Origin of the sequence: Microlunatus panaciterrae (assembly GCF_016907535.1) — a bacterium.
Lineage (GTDB): Bacteria > Actinomycetota > Actinomycetes > Propionibacteriales > Propionibacteriaceae > Microlunatus > Microlunatus panaciterrae.
In genome coordinates, this window is the sequence record NZ_JAFBCF010000001.1 from 1,995,742 (window position 1) to 2,014,336 (window position 18,595).

An 18,595-nucleotide genomic window follows, 5' to 3' on the forward strand; every position below is an offset into this window, starting at 1 on the left:
GGCTCAGGTGGCGTTGCGCTCCTGCCACCAGCGGAGCAGCTCGTCCCGCGCCTGCTCCTCGCCGAGCGGGCCGGAGTCGATCCGGCGCTCGAGCAGGAAGCGGTAGGCCTCCCCCACCACAGGGCCTGGCCCGACGCCCAGCAGAGCCATGATCTGCTGGCCGTCCAGGTCGGGGCGCATCGCGTTCAGCTCCTCCTCCTCGGCGAGCAGCTCGATCCGCTCCTCCAGCTCGTCATAGGCGGCGCTCAGCCGGGCCGCCTTCGCCTTGTTCCTGGTGGTGCAGTCGGCCCGGGTCAGGATGTGCAGCCGGGCCAACTGATCGCCGGCATCACGGACATAGCGCCGCACCGCCGAGTCGGTCCACTGGCCCTCGCCGTAACCGTGGAACCTCAGGTGCAGCTCGACCAGGTCCGATACCGCCCTGATCTCCTCGCTGGCGAACCGGAGCTCCTTCATCCGCTTGCGCACCATCTTGGCCCCCACCACGTCGTGGTGGTGGAAGGAGACCTTGCCGCCCGGCTCGAACCTGCGGGTCCGTGGTTTGCCGATGTCGTGCAACAGCGCGGCCAACCGGTTGACCAGGTCGGGGCCGTTGTCCAGCCTCGACTCAAGGTCGATCGCCTGCTCCAGGACCGTCAGGCTGTGCTGATAGACGTCCTTGTGACGATGGTGCTCGTCGCGCTCGAGCTTGAGCGCCGGCAGCTCGGGCAGCACCTGGTCGGCGAGCCCGGTCGCGACCAGCAGGTCCAGACCGGGCCGCGGTGCGTCGCTCAACAGCAGCCGGGACAGCTCGTCGCGGACCCGTTCGGCGGAGATGATCTTGATCCGGTCCGCTAGCGCGGTCATGGCAGCGACGACCGCGGGGTCGGGTCTGAATCCGAGCTGGGAGACGAACCGGGCCGCGCGCATCATCCGCAGCGGGTCGTCGGTGAAGGAACGCTCCGGGGTGCCCGGCGTGCGCAACACGCCGGCAGCAAGATCGGCCAGGCCGCCGAAGGGGTCCCGGAACTTCTTGTCGAGCACCGAGATCGCCATCGCGTTGACGGTGAAGTCTCGGCGCACCAGGTCCCCGTCCAGGGAGTCGCCGAACGCCACCTGCGGCTTGCGGCTCGCCTCGTGGTACGCCTCGGAGCGGAACGTGGTCACTTCGATGACCCAGTCCCAGCCCTGGGCGGCGGAGGCGGGGACGCGGCAGCCGATGGTGCCGAACTCCTTGCCCATCGTCCAGACCGCCGGTGTCACCCGGCGGAGCAGGTCCTCGATCAGGTCGGGGCGAGCCGAGGTGGTGAAGTCGAGATCGTGGCCGAGCCGGCCCAACAGCGCGTCACGGACACTGCCGCCGACCAGGAACAGCTCGTGCCCGGCAGCATGGAAGAGCGCCCCCACCTGGTCGACGACGGGGGCGATGCGCAGCAGTTCGGCCAGCGCATTGGTCTCCGCTTCGTTGAGGTTCGGCACGCTGCACCACTCTACCGATGTCCGGCCTGGGCCGGGCCGCCGAATAGGATGGTGCAGGTGACGAGACGTGCCGGCAGCTGGCTGACCGCGGCCGGCGCACTCGGCATCGTCGTCCTGCTGCTCCAGTTCTTGGCGCCGGCCCAGGCGCGAGCCGAGCCGAAGGCGCTGGTCACCATTACGCTGAGCTCCTTCACCCCCGACGTGCCGACCAGGAGCGGTGAGATCACCGTCTCGGGCACGGTGACGAACACCAGCGACCAGAACCTGTACCGGCTGCAGGCCATCTTCTGGCGGTCGCAGGAGCCGATCACCAGCTCCGAAGGCATGGACCAGGCGCTGACGTCGCCGGCCGACCAGCCCCTCGGTGCTCGGGTGGTGGACGGCTGCGGGCCCCACAACGGGCAGAACAACTGCTTCCAGAACCTGTATCGGGACACGAACCCGGTGCTCGCTCCCGGTGGCAAGGAGAAGTTCACCATCACCGTCAAGGTGTCGCAGCTGCAGCTGCCGAGCACCGACGGCGTGTACCTGATGGGGGTGCACGTCCGAGGCACCACCGACGGCAGCTCCAGCAACGTCACGATGGGCCGGTCGCGGGTGTTCGTGCCCGTCCTGGAGCGGATGCCGAGTCGCTCGATGCAGCTGACCTCGATCGTGCTGCTGAGCAGCACGCCCTCGATGGTGCGACCCGATGTGTTCGCCGACGAGCATCTTGCGGCGGAGATCTCCGAGGGCGGACGGTTGTCACGGCTGCTCGCCGCCGCGGACCGACCCGAGGTCACCTTCGCCGTCGATCCGGCCCTGGTCGACGAGCTCGAACGAATGAGGGACGGCTACCGGGTCGTCGACTCCGACGGCAAGACCACGGACGGCACCGGCAGCGACGCCGCCGGCGCCTGGCTGGACCGGTTCGCCGCCCTGCGAACGACCCGGGACGGCTACCGGCTGCCGTTCGCCGTCCCGGACCTGGCCGCCCTCAGCCACGACGGGCGGCAGGACATCATCTCCGGGGTCGGCAGGGCGGCCCGGAAGGTCACCTCGGTCGCCTCCCTTCCGCTGCTGGCCTACCCTGCCGCCGGCCAGGCCGATGCGACCACCCTGCAGACGCTGGAGTCGATGGACCCGGCGGCGATCCTGCTGGCTGACACCGCCGCCGGTGGCCGGGGCCCGCTGCTGGAGGGTCCGGGTTCGGCGCCGATCGTCACCTTCGGCTCCCGGGCGTTCGCCGGTGGCCCCGGGCCGGACCCGCGGAACACGCCCGTGCACCTGCGACAGCGGCTGCTGGCCGACACCTGGTTGCGGGTGACCACGGCGGCACCCGGCAGCACGCTCGGCCGGGTACGGGTGATCACCAGCCCGGCCCAGGCGGTCAGCGACGCCGAATCGCTCGGCGCGCCGTGGATGCGGCAGACGACGCTGACCGAGCTGCTCAGGTCGCGTCCGACGGCGTGGCCGCAGAAGCTCAGCTATCCGGCAGCCGAGCGGCAGCGCGAGCTCAGTCCGGCCCTGCTCCAGTCGCTCCGCGGACTGAGCGACGGCTACCGGATCTATGCCGAGCTGTTGCAGGACCCGTCCGACCTGAAGGCGCGCTCGGACGCCGCGCTGGCCCGGTCCGCCAGCGCCTGGTGGCGGGACCCGCGGTCCGGCGCGACGTTCCGCAACCTGCAGCGCAGTGACCTCGCCGGTGTGCTGTCCGGCGACAAGGTGCAGCTCAGCGCCACCCGCGAGGTGCTGTTCGCGGCCAGCCGGAGCTCCTTCCCGATGACCGTCACCAACAAGCTGGACGCGCCGATCAAGTTCAAGGTGGCGTTCACCTCGGCCAACAGCCAACGGCTCTCGGTGGCGCCGGTGGCCGAGCAGCGGGTGGAGGCGGGCGAAACCGTCCAGATCAACGCCGAGGCCGAGGCGAAGGCCAACGGCCCGGTGCTGGTCACCGCCCAGCTCACCACCGTCAGCGGGGCGAAGATCGGCAAGCCGCTGACCATCAACGTCAAGGCGACCGACATCGGCGTCGTAGGGTGGGTGATCACCCTTGCTGCCGGGGTCGTCCTGGTCGGCACCACAGCACTGCGGATCAGGCAGGTCCGCCGCGAACGGTCGAAGGAGGCCGGTGGCTGACACACAGGCCTCCGAGATGGGCGCGCCGGACCCGGACATCAACCCGGACCCGGACGTCACCGTGCTCGACGAGCGACCGTCGACCAGCTCCAAGCTGATCTCGGCGACGGCGCTGATGGCGGCCGGCACCATGCTGTCCAGAGTCATCGGCTTCGGTCGCGTCGCCCTGATCGCGGCCGTGCTGGGGAACGGCACCCGGCAGGCCGAGATGTTCACCCTCGCCAACACGGTGCCCAACAGCATCTACATCCTGCTGGCCGGCGGTGCCCTGAACACGGTCCTGGTCCCGCAGATCGTCCGCGCCGTCAAGCATGACAAGGACGGCGGTGAGGCCTACACCAACCGGATCATGACCGCCTTCCTGGCCATCGTGGCCGTCATCACGGCCGTTGCCACCGCGCTTGCGCCACTGATCATCGGGCTCTACTCCAGTGCGAGCTGGCGCAGCCCGGCCATCGCGGCGCAGTACGAGTCGATGGTCACGCTGGGCTACCTGTGCCTGCCGCAGATCTTCTTCTACGGCGCCTTCTTCCTCGCCGGTCAGGTGCTGAACGCCCGGGAGAGGTTCGGCCCGATGATGTTCGCCCCGGCGGCCAACAACGTGGTGTCGATCGGCGTCTTCGTGCTCTACCTGGTGGTCTGGGGCTCCGGCAACGACACCGATGGCGCCTTCAGCACCCAGCAGGAGCTGGTGCTCGGACTGGGCGCCACGGCCGGTATCGCCGTCCAGGCGGCGATCCTGGTGCCCTTCATGCGGGCTGCCGGCTTCCACTACCGGCCACGCTTCGACCTGAAGGGCACCGGTCTCGGCCACACGTTCCGGCTGGCCCGGTGGACACTGGGGTTCGTCGTCATCACCCAGGTGGCGCTGGTGGTGGTGTCCAAGCTCGCCAGCAGCGCGACGAGCGGCGGCGACGGCGCCGGTGTCACGGTGTACAACAACGCCTACCTGCTCTGGATCCTGCCGCACTCGTTGATCACCGTGTCACTCGCGACAGCGATGCTGCCGAACGCCTCCAGGCTCGCTGCCGCCGGTGACCTGGTCGGCGTCCGGGTCGAGGCCACCCGCACGATGCGTCTGGCCGTGACCGCCCTGGTGCCGGCCACGGTGGCCTTCCTCACGCTGGGTCAGCCGATCGCCCGGCTGCTGTTCGGGTTCGGAGCCGGTGCCCGCGACGCCCCGTACATCGGCTGGGCCCTGATGGCCTTCGCGATCGGCCTGGTGCCGTTCACTCTGCAATACATCTGCCTCCGCGTCTTCTACGCGCTGGAGGACACCCGCAGCACGTTCTTCCTGCAGCTGGCCATCTCGTTGGTCAACATCACCCTCGCGCTCGCCATCGTGCTGCCGCTGGGCGCGCCGAGGCTGGTGGCGACCGGCCTCGGGCTGGCCTACTCGGGCGCCTACGCCTTCGGGCTGGTCCTGTCGCTCCGCAAGCTCGGTGGCAAGCTGCCCGGGCTGCAGATGCGGGAACTGGCCCGGCACTGCCTCCGGTTGCTGGCGGCGGTGCTGCCGGGCGGTCTCGTCGCAGCGTTGGTCTGCTGGGGGGTCAGCTTCTGGTCGACCAGCCAGCTCGCGCGGGCAGTGGCGCTGGTGTTGGGTGGTCTGGTCGCGGTCGGCCTGTTCCTGCTGCTGGCCCGGCTGCTGCACATCGACGAGGTGACCGAGATCGTGCGGGCGGTGCTGCGACGCGGCCCGACCACCGACAATGCCGTCGACGGCGGCGGTTCGGAGGGCGCGGAGTTGACTTCGTCTCATACGATCAAGGCGGGCATAAGCCCAGACGATGTGTCGAGCAGTGCGGGGGCTCGTTCGACGACGACCGATGCAGGGCCAGGCATGTCCGATGGACCACAAGACGCGCCAGCGTCGACCTCCGAGGCGGGAACCGACAACACCGGATCCGCCACTTCACCGACCGAACTCCCGACGCCGGCCATGGGGCACCACCCCATCCCGGCAGGCACGGTGCTCGGCGAGCGCTACCGGCTGGAGGAGCTGCTGGCCGACACCGGCCAGACCGCCACCTGGCGCGCCTTCGACCAGGTCCTCTCCCGGTCGGTCCTGATCCACCTGCTGTCGCCGGACGACGAGCGCGAGGCCGAGCTGCTCGCCGTCGCCCGCCGGGCAGCGGCGGCCACCGACTCCCGCTTCCTGCGGGTACTGGACGCGGTGCACAGCACCGGGACCGCACACGGCTCCTACATCGTCTGCGAGTACGCCAACGGCCAGTCGCTGGAGATCGTGCTGGCCTCGGGTCCGCTGTCGGGACTGGAAGCCGCGTGGCTGGTACGTGAGGTCGCCGACGCCCTGTCCGGCGTGCACGTCCAGGGCCTTTACCACGAACGGATCAGCCCGGACACCGTCATCATCACCCCGGCCGGCAACGTCAAGATCGTCGGTCTACTGATCGAGGCGGCGCTGCGGCCCAACACCGCCGGGGAGGTGCCGGACGCCGACAGCCCGAAGAACCCCGACGTGCCCCAAAACACCGACGGGCCGCAGAACACCGACAGGCCGCAGCACACCGACAGGCGCGAGAAGACCGACGTGCTCGACCTCGGCCGGCTGCTCTACGCCTGCCTGGTCTGCCGTTGGCCTGGAGGTCAGAATTTCGGGTTGGCGGCGGCTCCGCCCGCCGGGCACCGGTGGCTGACCCCCCGACAGGTGCGGGCCGGCGTCTCTCCGGCCCTGGACAGCGTCTGCGACCAGATCCTCGGCGACCCACCACGGCACCGGGCACCTCAGCTCGAGACCGCCAACGACATCGTCAACGCCCTGACCAAGGTGCTCGGCGCCGCCGACGCGTCGTCGGACCTTGAGCGACGGCTGCGCCAACCCATACCGATGGTCGGCGGCACCGACGCCACCGTGATCCGCCAGCCGGTCGGCATCGGTGACCTGCCGACCGAACAACTGGCAGCGGTCGACCTGCCGGACGCCAGGCGGGCACCGTCGGCGCCCCAGCCTGCCGCTGGCAGCGGGGCAGCCGCCACCCGGGCGCTGCCGGTCAACCCGCCACCGCCACCGCCGCCGCCCCCGGCCCGCAGACGGCGCTGGATCGCTGTGCTGATCGCCCTGGTCGCCCTGCTGGCCCTGACCGCGGTGATCGTCGGCCTGACCGTTTTCCGGTCTCCCGGCCGCGGATCGTCGGGCAAGCCCACCCCCAGCGCCAGCGCGCCGGCCAAGCCCACCAAGCTCAAGATCGCCTCGGCCAGCGACTTCGACCCGCAGCAGACCGGCTCCGGGCCCAAGAGCGAAAACCCCGACGAGGTCCCCAACGCCTATGACGGCGACCCGCAGACGCGGTGGCGGACCCTGTCCTACCGCGGCGATCCCCGGTTCGGGCGGCTCAAGGACGGTCTCGGTCTGGTGCTGGATCTGGGCGAGGCCGCCAAGGTCAGCTCGGTCAAGCTGCTGTTGAGCGGCAACGGGACCGACCTCGAGATCCGGGTCCCACAATCCGATCCGGCGACCACCATGAATGCCCCGATGACGAGCGCGGACGATTGGCGTACGGTAAGCGGTCAGAAAGACGTGGGGAAGTCCACCACCCTCTCCTTCGACCAGCCCGTCACGACCCGCTTCGTGCTGATCTACCTGACGTCCCTGCCGAAGGAGGGTGACGGCTATCGGGGCGGAATCTATGAGGTTGAGGTGTTCGGGTGACAGGGTCAGCCGCCGCCTCCGCGCCCGAGGAGTCGGTGGCGGAGGACGCTGACGCGCACCCGGGTGCGGCACGCACCGACCAGGAGCTGCTGCAGGCGCACGTCGCCGGTGACCCGACCGCGTTCTCCGTGCTGGTCACCCGGCACAAGGACCGGCTCTGGGCGGTCGCGCTACGGACGATGCGCAATCCCGAGGAGGCGGCCGACGCGCTCCAGGACGCCTACATCTCAGCTTTCCGCCGAGCCGGCAGCTTCCGCGGCGACGCCCAGGTGACCACCTGGCTGCACCGGGTGGTGGTGAACGCCTGTCTGGACCGGATCCGCAGGAACAAGGTGCGGGCCACCGATCCGCTGCCGGAGGACCCCGAGCGGGCGAGCGAGCTGGGCGTGGTCGAGCACGACGACCCGCTCGAGATCAAGGAGCGACGGGCCGACGTCAACGCGGCTCTGCACCAGCTGAACGCCGACCAGCGGGCAGCACTGGTCCTGGTCGACATGGAGGGCTACTCGGTGGAGGAGGCGGCCACCATGCTCGGGTGTGCCGTCGGCACGGTCAAAAGTCGCTGTTCCAGGGGCCGGGCGCGGCTCGTGCCGTTGCTGCGGCACCTCAGGGAGCCTCCTTCGGACGGCGACGGCTGATGGCACACCCGCTGGAGTCCTCGTACAACTGGCGGGCACCGGTAGGAGTAGCGACGATCGGACTGATCGTGTGCGTCGGGGTGCTCTACAACGGCCGCGTCGCCGGCTGGCTGACTGTCGCACTGCTGCTGGTCGTCCTCTGGCTGCTGTTCCTCGGGATCGTCTGGCTGCGTACCCGCGCCTACATGATGGTGGACGGGCCGATCCTCCGGGTCAGGCGGTTTCGGCACTTCCAGGAGCTCGATGGCCGGCGGGTGGCCAGGGTGGCTGAGATCCGCACGCCGAACGGGCCGTCGTACCACGTCTGGCTGCACGGTGATCAGACCCGCTACCTGGTGCCGGCGGCCCTGCTCAAGCGGGGTCACTCCACCCTGTTCGACTGGGTGCTGACCTGGTCTCCGCGGGCGGAGTTGGACCGCGGCTCGCTGCGGACGATCGACGAGCTGAGAACCCGCGGCCTACTAGAGTGAACTGGTCCGGGACCACCGGCCACAATTTCATTTTCAACTTTCGGAACCCCAGCTCCAGCCGGAGCGTCGAACCCATCGCGTTGCAGGTCAGGGCGCACACAGCCGGGTCTGGAAGCCATTCATCTGCAGAGGGACGCAACGTGTCGGTTCACATAGCCATCGAGGAGCTGGCTGACGCGGCCGAGGGCCTGCTCGACCCCGGCCGCGCCGCCGTGGTCGAGGCCCATCTCGCTGGCTGCTCGACCTGTGCGGAGGCCGCCGCGGAGCTCGCCGACGTGACCGAGCTGCTGCACAGCCAACCCGCCCCCGTGATGCCGGACGATGTGCTGGCGAGACTGACGCGCTCGGTGGCCGTCGAGAGTGAACGACGGGCGTCCACCACTGCCCAGCCCGCCGATCCGCCGGCGTCCGGAACGCGCCGACAGCCCCGGCAGACGCTGGGGAACTTCAACGACCGTCTAACCCCCAAGCCGAGGTCACGTTTCTGGTACCGCGCGCTGGCCGCCTGTGCACTGGCGGCCGCGGTCGGCTTCGGCGGCTACGTCGCCAGCGCCACCGCCGGGTTGAACGAGCCGCAGGCGGCAGTCCCGGTGCAGGTCAGCAGCACCGGCCTCGTCCCGCAGCTCAGCCGACTGGTTTGGGACGACCCCGACCTGCATCTGTTCAGCTCCGCCTGGCGGTGTGCCCGGCAGGTGACCGACGGCAGGATCAGCGGGCTCCGGGAGGCGTACGTGGACGGTCGACCCGCGCTGCTGGTCTATCAGGAGGATGACGGTGTCAGAACGGTCACCGTGGTCACGGGTTGCGCCTCGGGCACGCCCCGGGTCGTCGAGACAGCCCGACTGAAGGGGTAGCCGCCGGCCGAGCACGGCGGAATATCCGTCTCGGCATCTCGGTTCCTCCAGGGTAGGGTGTTGCGTCGGAGCGCTCACCCTTCCCAGCGCAGCAATCGGCACCGAGAAGCAGAGGACCACATGAGCACAGCCACTCCCGACGAAATTCGCGACGTCATCATCGTGGGAAGCGGCCCGGCCGGATACACGGCCGCGATCTATGCCGCCAGGGCAGCGTTGAAGCCGCTCGTCTTCGAGGGGTCCATCACGGCCGGCGGTGCACTGATGAACACCACCGAGGTGGAGAACTTTCCCGGCTTTCCCGAAGGCGTCATGGGACCGGATCTGATGGACAACCTGCGTCAGCAGGCCGAGCGGTTCGGCGCCGAGCTGGTGGCCGAGGACATCACCGAGATGGACCTGACCGGCGACGTGAAGACCGTCAAGGACGGCTACGGCAACACCTTCGCCGCCCGTACGGTCATCCTGGCGACCGGCTCCGGCTACCGCAAGCTCGGTCTGCCCGACGAGGACCGGCTGTCCGGGCACGGGGTGTCCTGGTGCGCGACGTGTGACGGCTTCTTCTTCCGCGACAAGGACATCGCCGTCGTGGGTGGCGGCGACTCGGCTGTCGAGGAGGCCACCTTCCTGACCCGGTTCGCCAGGTCGGTCACTCTCATCCACCGCCGCGACCAGCTGCGGGCCAGCAAGATCATGGCCGCCAGGGCGCACAAGGATCCGAAGATCTCCTTCGCCTGGAACAGCGCGGTGGCCGCCATCCACGGTGACAAGGCGCTGGAGGGCGTGACCCTGCGGGACACCGTCACCGGTGAGGAGCGTGAACTGGCGATCCAGGGGCTCTTCATCGCGATCGGGCACGACCCGAGGTCGGAGCTGCTGACCGGCCAGGTGGAGCTCGACCCGGAGGGCTATGTGCTGGTCCAGCCCGGCAGCACCAGGACCAACCTCGCTGGCGTGTTCGCCTGCGGAGACCTGGTCGACCACACCTACCGGCAGGCCATCACCGCTGCGGGCACCGGCTGCTCGGCCGCCCTCGATGCCGAGCGCTACCTGGCTGACCTGTTGGACGAGGCACCGACCGTGGACGAGGCTGTGGCCGAGTTCGAGGACGTCGTCGCCGTCGGCTGAGCGTCCACCCCCGACCAGACCCCGATACTGAGCTAGGAGACAACTGATGGCGACCGTAAACGAAGTCACCGATGCCACATTCGCCGATGTGGTGCTGAAATCCGACAAACCTGTCCTGGTGGACTACTGGGCCGACTGGTGCGGCCCCTGCAAGCAGGTGGCCCCGATCATCGAGGAGCTGGCTCAGTCGCACGGCGACAAGGTCACCTTCGTCAAGATGGACACCAACACCAACCCGGTCACCCCGGCCAACAACCACGTCCTCGGCCTGCCGACCATCCAGGTCTACGTGGGCGGCGAGCTGGTCAAGGCGTTCAAGGGCGCCAAGTCCAAGTCAGCTTTGCTGAAGGCACTCGAGGAATATCTCTGAGCATCCGGGTCGGTCAGAGCAGCGACTTGAGGTAGGCCAGGTTGTCGGCGGTCCGCTGTTCCAGCGGCACCTCGGTGGAGAAGTCCTCGACGGCCACCCAACCGTCGTAGCCGTGCTCGGTGAGCGCGCGGAGATAGGCACCGACGTCGGCGACGCCCGTCTGCAGCGGAGCCCATGAGCTCTTCCACATCACGGTGCCATCCGGGGTGATGTCGATCTGCTGCCAGACGGCGTTCTTCACGTGCACATGGGCGAGGTACGGCCCGAGCAGCTGGAAGGCCCACAGATGGTCCTCCTGGCCCTCAATCAACAGGTTGCCCAGGTCGTGGATGACCCCGACGGCCTCCGGGTCGAGACCGTCGAGCAGCCGGAACGCGGCCGAGGCGGAGGCGGTCAAGGTGCGGTGGTGCAGCTCGACCAGCGCCTTCACCCCGTGCGCCGCGGCCCGCTCGGCCACCCAAACGAAGTCCTGGCGAGCGGCGACGAATGCGTCCCGGTAGTTCTGACCCGGCTCGACCCCCGGCACCGTAACCCGGACCTGGGGGGCACCGAGCTGAGCTGTGGCCGCCAGCATCCGTTCGACGTTGTCGTGGTCGAAGCACTTGACGTAGCCGCCCACCCCGGAGAACTCCAGCCCGGCATCTCTGGTGATTCTGGCGATCTCCGGCAGCCGCTGCTCCAGCCCGGTCATCGGCCAGGTGGCCCGGTTGCCCGACCAGAAGCCGGCGTCGCCGGTGGGCTCCGCCTGGTCGGTGATGCGCCACTCGATCCCGTCCCAGCCCTGGGCGGCGAGCGTCGTCGCAGCCTCCTGTGGTGTCCAGTCGGGGGTCGAGGCGGTGAACACGGAGAACTTCATGGCTCAGAACCCTAGTGACTCGCAGGCCGCATGGGCAAACGTTTCCCTGGATTGCCCCTAGCTGGATACAGAAAGTCCCGATATGCCCAGGTGGCCCCGAATACGGAAGACTGCCCCGGTGCGCACCATGGGAGTCGAGGAAGAGCTGCTGTTGGTCGACGCCGACACCGGGGAGGCGCGCGCCGTGGCGGCGGCGGCGCTGCGCTATGCCTCTCAGCTCGAGCTCGACGGTGCCGCCGACGACGTCGACGCGCCGCACCCTCCCGGGGGCACGCTGACAGCCGAGCTGCAGCAGGAGCAGATCGAGACCGACACCCGGCCCCAGCTGCGGCTGGTAGACCTCGCCGAGGAGCTGCGGAGCTGGCGTCGCCGGGCCGACCAGGTGGCCGCAGCGGCCGGTGCCCGCGTGGCGGCACTGGCCACCTCGCCGTTACCGGTACACCCCCAGATCACCGGCACACCGCGCTATCGCTCAATGGTTGAGCACTTCGGCCTCACCTCGGTCGAGCAGCTGATCTGCGGCCTGCACGTGCACGTCTCGGTGGACTCCGCCGAGGAGGCGGTGGCGGTGCTCGATCGGGTGCGCACCTGGCTGCCGGTCCTGTTGGCGCTGTCGGCCAACTCGCCCTACTGGCAGGGACAGAACACAGGCTATGCCAGCTTTCGTTCGCAGGCCATGCTGCGCTGGCCGTCGGCCGGACCGACCGATGTGCTCGGCTCGGCCGAGGCCTACCGGCAGCTGCTGGACGACATGATCGGCTCCGGGGTGATCCTGGACCCGGGGATGGTCTACTTCGATGCTCGGGTGTCCCAGCGCTATCCCACCGTGGAGATCCGGATCGCCGACGTCTGTCTGCGGGTGGATGACACCGTACTGATCGCGGCCCTGTCTCGGGCCCTGGTCGAGACCGCCGCTCGCGAGTGGCGGTCCGGCCGGCAGCCTGAGCCGGTACGTTCCCAACTGGTCCGGATGGCCGCCTGGCGGGCCGGCCGCTCCTCCATCGACGCGGAGCTGCTGGACCCCCGCACCAGTCAGCCCAGGCCGGCGAAGGAGGTCATCGCGGACCTGCTGGACCATGTTCGCCCAGCGTTGCACGAAGCCGGCGATGAGACCTGGGTGGAAGCTGCGGTGGCCCGGGTGCTCGAACACGGCACCGGTGCCCATCGGCAACGGGCCGTGTTCGAGCGGTCAGGCTCTCTGGTCGACGTCGTCCGTGACGCGGTGGAGCAGACCCAGTCGTAATGCGCGCTGAGCCTGTCGAAGAGCGCCCTTCGACAGGCTCAGGGCACGGCCGACAGGCTCAGGGCACGGCCGACAGGCTCAGGGCACGGCCGACAGGCTCAGGGCACGGCCGACAGGCTCAGGACACGGCCGACAGGCTCAGGACATCACCGCAGGAAGAGCTCGACCACCGGGACTGCGACAGCAGGGTGCTGCACCGGCAACTGCAGGGTCAAGGTGCCGGCCGGTTGGCCGCCCGGGGTGGTGTTCTGCGCCTGCTGGTCGGGGTCGACCTCGGTGAACTTGATCTCGGAGGCGTCATGCAGGAACTGGGCGTAGGCGACCTTGCCGGCCAGGCCGGCCAGGTGCACGTGCCGCATCGGCCAGGCGAACAGGTGCAGATAAAGCCGGTTGCCCACCTGGGTGTAGCGGCAGTCCACCGGCGCCTGGTGGTCGGAATGCCCGGCGCCGTAGATCGAACGTGAGTTCAGCCGCATCCACTCCCCTACCCCGGCCAGGCTCTCGATGGCGCGCGGGTCGAGGTTGCCACGACCGGTCGGGCCGACGTTGAGCAGCAGGTTGCCGTCCTTCGACACCCCGTCCACCAGCATCCGCACCAGCAGATCGACCGACTTGTAGTCGTTGTTGTCGCGGTCGTAGCCCCAGCTGCCGTTGAGGGTCTGGCAGGCCTCCCAGATCGCGGGCTTGCCGTCGACCATCATCGGGCCGGCCGGCTGGTACTGCTCCGGCGTCACCAGGTCGCCCGGCAGGTCGAGCCGGTCATTGACGATGATGCTGGGCTGCAGCTCGCGCACCATCGCCATCAGGGTCTCGGAGTCCCAGTCCTCCTTGCCCTTGCCCGGGAAGTCTGAGCCGAGCCGGCCGCCCGGGTAGGAGAAGTCGAAGAAGATGTAGTCGATCTGCCCGTAGTTGCTGAGCAGCTCGCGCACCTGCCCGTGCAGGTAGGTCCGGTACTTCGCCATGTCCTTCTTGGCGTTCTGCTCCGCGACGTCGGGTTGCCCGCGGTGCGGGTGGATCGCGTCGATGGTGAAGTCGGGGTGATGCCAGTCGATGATCGAGTGATAGAAGCCGACCTTCAGGCCCGCCTCGCGGACGGCCTCGACGTACTCGGCGATGGCGTCCTTGCCGTAGGGCGTCTTGGGGGCCTTGTAGTCGGTGAGCTGGGAGTCCCACAGGCAGAAGCCGTCATGGTGCTTCGTGGTCAGCACCACATACTTCATGCCGGCGTTCTTCGCGGCCTGGGCCCACTCGCGGGGGTCGTACAGGTCGGCCTCGAAGTAGTCGGCGTACTTGTCGTACTCGCCCTGTGGGATCTGCTCCCTGCTCATCACCCACTCGTGTCGCGCGGCCAGGGCATACAGGCCCCAGTGCACGAACATGCCGAAGCGATCATGGGTGAACCAAGCGTGCTCGGGGTTCATTCAGCGACTCCATCGTCTGGTGCGGTAAGGGATCAGTCATCTGATGATTTCGAGAGCGCACACGGTTGTCAATGCCTGGTGGCACAAATTCCAGCCCTCATCAGAGGACATTCATCCAACGACCAGCCGAGGACCTTCGTCCGTCACCGCACGCTCGCGCCTTCAGCCCTTCACACCGGTGAGCGTGATGCCTTCGATGAAGGTCCGCTGGGCGAAGAAGAAGATGATGACGATCGGCAGCACGGCCAGCGCGCTGACGGCCATCAGCGGGCCGAACTCGGTGGCGTACTCACCCTTGAAGAAGTTGAGACCGAGCGAGATTGTGTAGAGCTTCGGGTTGGACAGATAGATCAAGGGGCCCAGGAAGTCGTTCCAGGACGCCAGGAACTGGAACAGCCCCACGGCGACCAGGGCCGGCTTGATCAACGGCAGGATGACCCGGGTGAAGATCTGCCACTCACCTGCGCCGTCGATCCGGGCGCTCTCGGACAGGTCCTTTGGGATCGTCATCAGGAACTGGCGCAGCAGGAAGATGTAGATCGGCACGCAGAGCCAGTGCGGCAGGATCAGCGGGACCCAGGTGTCGGTCAGATGCAGCGACCGCCAGATCTCGAACGCCGGGAACATCGTCACGTAGAAGGGGATCATCATGGTCGAGATGATGATCACGAACAGGACGTTGCGACCCCGCCAGGGAATCCGGGCCAGGCCGTAGCCGACCATCGCGGACGAGAACACCGCACCCAGCATGGACAGTACGCAGATCACGAAGGTGTTGAAGAAGTAGCGCGCCAGCGGGAACAGCTGGGCCGCCTGGACGAAGTTGTCGAAGGTGATCTTGTCCGGGAACCAGACGATCGGACTGGCGTTCAGGTCAACGGCGGTCTTGAACGCCCCGGTCACCATCCAGACCAGCGGGATCAGGAAGATGACCGACAACCCGATCAGCACACAATGCTTCCCGACTCCCGCGAGCAGCCGCGGCCCCAGCGGCCGCTGCCGCTGCTCGAAGTCCGGCCGACGAGGACTGTCGGCCAGCGTCGCGCCGGATGCGGTGTCGGGATCTGCGACGGTGTTCCGTACAGCGGTGCGCTCGGACATGATCAGTTCCCTCCGTAGTAGACGCGGCGCCCCACCGTGCGGAACACGATCACGGCGGAAATGGCAGAGAGCACGAACAGCACCCAGGCCAGCGCACTGGCGTAGCCGATCTTGAAGAAGGCGAACGCGTTCTGGTACAGATACAGCCCGGCGACCATGGTGGAACCTGCCGGTCCGCCGGTGCCGCTGGTGAGGACGAAGACCTCGGTGAAGTACTGGAAGCCGGCGATCAGGCCCATCACCAGGGCGAACAACAGGTGCGGCGACATGAACGGCAGGGTCACGTTGCGGAACCGCGAGAACACACCGGCACCGTCGATCTTCGCCTGCTCGTAGAGCTGCGCGGGCACGTCCTGGACGCCAGCCAGCATGATCACCATCAGGCCGCCGACCCCCCACACCGACATGATCACCAGTGAGGTCTTCGCCCAGGCCGGGTCGTCCAACCAGGACGGTCCGACGACGCCGATCTTGCCGAGGAGCGAGTTGAGCACGCCGTACTGGGAGTTGAACACATAGGACCAGATGACCGCACTGGCCACCAGCGGCACGATGCTGGGGACGAAGAAGAACACCCGATAGAACGAGCGGCCGGCGACATTCATGTTCAGCAGCAGGGCGAGGCACAGGGCCACGATGATCCCGAGCGGGACCGCGCGGATGAGGATGTAGACGGTGTTGCTCAGGGAGTTCCAGAATCCGGCGTCCGACATCAGGTCGCGGTAGTTCTGCAGGCCCAGGAAATGGCCCGGGGTCAGCATCGTGGCCGAGGTGAGGCTCTGCTGCAATGAACGCAGCACCGGGTAGGCGGTGAACAGCACGATCCCGACGATGGCCGGTGAGCAGAAGACCAGGCCCCACTTGAGGTTGTGCCGGGCCTGCGCCGATCGTCCCGGCCGACGGGTGGAGGGTGCGGAGGCAGTTGTCGTCGTCATGATCATCCCACTCGCTCGAACCGATGGGCCTCACGTACTGTGAGCTCCTTCACCTGCCGCATGGCCTGCAGCGGCGTCACCTGGCCGTAGACGGCGGCCTGGACCTTCTCCTCCATCTGCTGACCGTAGAAGTCGTTCACGGTGATCAGCGGTCTGGTGTTCTGCATCTTGCTCAGCGTCTCGTGGTAGACCCCGGCGACCGGGTCGGCCGCGATCTTGGCGTTGATCGACGCCTTCTGGTAGCCGACCGGGAAGCCGATGTGCTCCCACTCGGCCGCCGTCCCCTCCTCGGAGATTCCCAACCACTTGATGAACTCCCAGGCGGCATCGGGTTCGGGGGCGCCGGCCGGGATGAACGCCGACCAGCCGCCGAGCCAGGCGCCCTGGCCCGGGTGCGACGCACCCGGCGGCTGATAGGGCAGCAGCGTCGCACCGATCTCCATGTCCGGGTTGAGCTCCTTCACCTGCAGCAGATTGGGGGTGACCAGCCCCGCCATCCCGATCTTGCCGGTGGAGAACGGGTGTGCCTGCAGCGACGGCGGAGCGACCGCGACAGCGGAGGGCCCACCGACGCTCTTGGCGTACCTGGCCATCCACTCCAACGCCTCGACCACCAGGTCGTTGTCGGGCGTGACGATGTTGGTGCCCTTCTTCCACAGCTCGCCACCGAACGCGTAGCCCCAGGTCAGGATCGAGTTGTTGGCCCCGTACTGGTCCCACGGGATCATCCCGACCTGGGTGGCCCTGCCGTCCTTAACCCGGTTGATCTCCTTGCTCATCGCGTCAATCTCGTCGACGGTCTTTGGGGGTCGCTCCGGGTCGAGCCCGCACTTGGCGAACAGCGTCTTGTTCCAGAAGAACGGGAAGTTCGCGTCGGCGTCCCACTGGACGCTCCAGATCCGGTCGCGGTAGGCCATGCTCGCGGCGCAGACCGGGAAGAAGTCCTCCAGCCTGATACCGTCCCGCTCGAAGTACGGGGTCAGATCGAGCATCATCCCCAGCTTGGTCCAGGCCGGCGCCAGCGAGGCGTCGGTGAACCCCACATCCGGCGCCTGGCCGCCGGCCATGGCGGTGAAGAGCTTCTGCTGCACGCTGTCCCCGGTGGAGGGGGCGAACGTCACCCGGACCGCGATCTCGTCCTGGTACTCCTCGAAGGCCTTGGCGCAGGAGACCACACCGCTGCCCACATCGGCACCGAAGTTGTTGTAGATCTCGATCTCGGTCCTGCGTCCCGGCGCCGGCTCCTTGTTGGGCCGGACCGCCGCGGCGTCGCGGCCGGAACTGACGACGCTGCAGCCTGAGGTCGCCCCCAGTGCAGCTAGCGCTGCCGCCCCGCCTCCCTTGAACAGATCGCGACGAGAGAGCGCTCGCGTGGTGACCACCTCCAGCTTCGGCACATTCAACTGTGAATGCGGTCCCCCGAGCGGCAAGTGAGGTGGCTCACATTAGGTGGCGAACCAGAGCCGGTCAAGAGGTTCGTGCCGACATTCTGAAACGTGCCAATCGAGCCGGAGCCGATCGAGACTAGGGTGGGCCCGTGCGGATCGCCACCTGGAATGTCAACTCGATCAGGTCCCGGATCGACCGGGTCGAGGCCTTCCTGGAGCGCCAACGGATCGACGTCCTTGCCCTGCAGGAGACCAAGGCGCGCGAGGACCAGTTCCCGCTGCTCGGGCTCGAGGGGCTGGGCTACGAGGTCGCCCAGTACGGCACCAGCCAGTGGAACGGCGTCGCCATCGCCTCCCGGGTGGGTCTCGACGACGTGCAGCTCGGCTTCGACCAGATGCCGGGGTACGGCGTCCCGCCGGTGGCAGAGGCGAGGGCACTGGGCGCCACCTGCAACGGGGTGCGGCTCTGGTCTCTCTACGTTCCCAACGGGCGCACCTTGGACGACCCGCACCTGGCCTACAAGCTGGACTGGTTGGCGCGTCTGCGGGAGGCGGCCGCCGGTTGGCTCGCCGCGGACCCCGGCGCGCAGATCGCCCTCACCGGGGACTGGAACATCGCGCCGACCGACGAGGACGTCTGGGACATGGCCGTCTTCGCCGGCTCCACCCACGTGTCCCCGCCCGAACGTGCCGCCTTCGCCGCCATCGTCGACGCCGGCTACGCCGACCTTGCGCGCGCGTACACCCCCGGACCCGGGGTCTACACCTACTGGGACTACAAACGGCTCAGGTTCGCCCGACGGGAGGGGATGCGGATCGACTTCGTGCTGGGCTCACCCGCCCTGGCCACCCGCGTGACCGGCGCCCAGATCGACCGCGAGGAGCGCAAGGGCAAGGGAGCCAGCGACCACGCGCCCGTCATCGTGGAGCTCGCCGACTGACGGC

The 18,595-nt window shown here is 68.3% G+C and carries 15 protein-coding genes; 9 read left to right on the top strand and 6 right to left on the bottom strand.

Annotated features, from left to right (window positions below):
• Positions 1-3 precede the first annotated feature (3 nt).
• Positions 4-1,458, bottom strand: a complete 1,455-nt coding sequence (locus tag JOE57_RS09080; protein WP_338041230.1) for a CCA tRNA nucleotidyltransferase — start codon at positions 1,456-1,458, stop codon at positions 4-6.
• 57 nt (positions 1,459-1,515) lie between these two features.
• On the opposite strand from JOE57_RS09080, the gene JOE57_RS09085 reads away from it, so the two are divergent.
• The 7 genes from JOE57_RS09085 to trxA all read left to right on the top strand — a co-directional run bounded on the left by JOE57_RS09085 (position 1,516) and on the right by trxA (position 10,706).
• Positions 1,516-3,576: a DUF6049 family protein gene (locus tag JOE57_RS09085; protein WP_338041231.1), complete on the top strand. Its 2,061-nt coding sequence runs from the start codon at positions 1,516-1,518 to the stop codon at positions 3,574-3,576.
• Positions 3,569-7,246 (top strand): murein biosynthesis integral membrane protein MurJ, encoded by a 3,678-nt coding sequence (murJ, locus tag JOE57_RS09090; protein WP_204917391.1) that lies wholly within the window; start codon positions 3,569-3,571, stop codon positions 7,244-7,246. Before JOE57_RS09085 ends, murJ begins: the two co-directional genes overlap by 8 nt.
• A complete protein-coding gene (gene sigM, locus JOE57_RS09095) occupies positions 7,243-7,884 on the top strand; it encodes an RNA polymerase sigma factor SigM (protein ID WP_338041232.1) in 642 nt (213 codons plus the stop codon). Before murJ ends, sigM begins: the two co-directional genes overlap by 4 nt.
• Positions 7,884-8,354 (top strand): hypothetical protein, encoded by a 471-nt coding sequence (locus JOE57_RS09100; protein ID WP_204917392.1) that lies wholly within the window; start codon positions 7,884-7,886, stop codon positions 8,352-8,354. The genes sigM and JOE57_RS09100 overlap by 1 nt, the downstream gene beginning before the upstream one ends.
• Positions 8,355-8,494: 140 nt before the next feature.
• Positions 8,495-9,208, top strand: a complete 714-nt coding sequence (locus JOE57_RS09105; protein WP_204917393.1) for a zf-HC2 domain-containing protein — start codon at positions 8,495-8,497, stop codon at positions 9,206-9,208.
• Between the two features lie 120 nt (positions 9,209-9,328).
• Entirely contained in the window at positions 9,329-10,336 is a 1,008-nt protein-coding gene (gene trxB / locus JOE57_RS09110) for a thioredoxin-disulfide reductase (RefSeq protein ID WP_204917394.1), read from the top strand.
• A gap of 46 nt (positions 10,337-10,382) precedes the next feature.
• Positions 10,383-10,706, top strand: a complete 324-nt coding sequence (gene trxA, locus JOE57_RS09115; protein ID WP_204917395.1) for a thioredoxin — start codon at positions 10,383-10,385, stop codon at positions 10,704-10,706.
• A 13-nt stretch (positions 10,707-10,719) separates the two neighbouring features.
• Here trxA and JOE57_RS09120 read toward each other — a convergent pair whose 3' ends face one another.
• Positions 10,720-11,562: a sugar phosphate isomerase/epimerase family protein gene (locus JOE57_RS09120; RefSeq protein ID WP_204917396.1), complete on the bottom strand. Its 843-nt coding sequence runs from the start codon at positions 11,560-11,562 to the stop codon at positions 10,720-10,722.
• 127 nt (positions 11,563-11,689) lie between these two features.
• On the opposite strand from JOE57_RS09120, the gene JOE57_RS09125 reads away from it, so the two are divergent.
• Complete coding sequence (locus JOE57_RS09125) at positions 11,690-12,805, top strand: carboxylate-amine ligase (protein WP_239579386.1); 1,116 nt, start codon at positions 11,690-11,692, stop codon at positions 12,803-12,805.
• A gap of 146 nt (positions 12,806-12,951) precedes the next feature.
• Here JOE57_RS09125 and JOE57_RS09130 read toward each other — a convergent pair whose 3' ends face one another.
• The 4 genes from JOE57_RS09130 to JOE57_RS09145 form a co-directional block, all read right to left on the bottom strand.
• Positions 12,952-14,226: an alpha-L-fucosidase gene (locus tag JOE57_RS09130; RefSeq protein ID WP_204917398.1), complete on the bottom strand. Its 1,275-nt coding sequence runs from the start codon at positions 14,224-14,226 to the stop codon at positions 12,952-12,954.
• Positions 14,227-14,388: 162 nt separating this feature from the next.
• Entirely contained in the window at positions 14,389-15,327 is a 939-nt protein-coding gene (locus JOE57_RS09135; RefSeq protein WP_204917399.1) for a carbohydrate ABC transporter permease, read from the bottom strand.
• Between the two features lie 2 nt (positions 15,328-15,329).
• Positions 15,330-16,262, bottom strand: a complete 933-nt coding sequence (locus tag JOE57_RS09140; RefSeq protein WP_204917400.1) for a carbohydrate ABC transporter permease — start codon at positions 16,260-16,262, stop codon at positions 15,330-15,332.
• 2 nt (positions 16,263-16,264) lie between these two features.
• Positions 16,265-17,659 carry an extracellular solute-binding protein gene (locus JOE57_RS09145; protein ID WP_338041399.1) on the bottom strand — a complete coding sequence of 465 codons (1,395 nt, stop codon included), beginning with the start codon at positions 17,657-17,659 and terminating at the stop codon, positions 16,265-16,267.
• Between the two features lie 140 nt (positions 17,660-17,799).
• Between JOE57_RS09145 and JOE57_RS09150 the strand changes: the two genes are divergently transcribed.
• Positions 17,800-18,591 (top strand): exodeoxyribonuclease III, encoded by a 792-nt coding sequence (locus JOE57_RS09150; protein WP_204917402.1) that lies wholly within the window; start codon positions 17,800-17,802, stop codon positions 18,589-18,591.
• Positions 18,592-18,595 lie beyond the last annotated feature (4 nt).

Coding starts and splice junctions, on each gene's coding strand:
- JOE57_RS09100 (WP_204917392.1), top strand. CDS start 7,884: ATGGCACACCCGCTGGAGTCCTCGTACAACTGGCGGGCACCGGTAGGA.
- trxB (WP_204917394.1), top strand. CDS start 9,329: ATGAGCACAGCCACTCCCGACGAAATTCGCGACGTCATCATCGTGGGA.
- trxA (WP_204917395.1), top strand. CDS start 10,383: ATGGCGACCGTAAACGAAGTCACCGATGCCACATTCGCCGATGTGGTG.
- JOE57_RS09120 (WP_204917396.1), bottom strand. CDS start 11,562: ATGAAGTTCTCCGTGTTCACCGCCTCGACCCCCGACTGGACACCACAG.
- JOE57_RS09125 (WP_239579386.1), top strand. CDS start 11,690: ATGGGAGTCGAGGAAGAGCTGCTGTTGGTCGACGCCGACACCGGGGAG.
- JOE57_RS09130 (WP_204917398.1), bottom strand. CDS start 14,226: ATGAACCCCGAGCACGCTTGGTTCACCCATGATCGCTTCGGCATGTTC.
- JOE57_RS09135 (WP_204917399.1), bottom strand. CDS start 15,327: ATGTCCGAGCGCACCGCTGTACGGAACACCGTCGCAGATCCCGACACC.
- JOE57_RS09140 (WP_204917400.1), bottom strand. CDS start 16,262: ATGACGACGACAACTGCCTCCGCACCCTCCACCCGTCGGCCGGGACGA.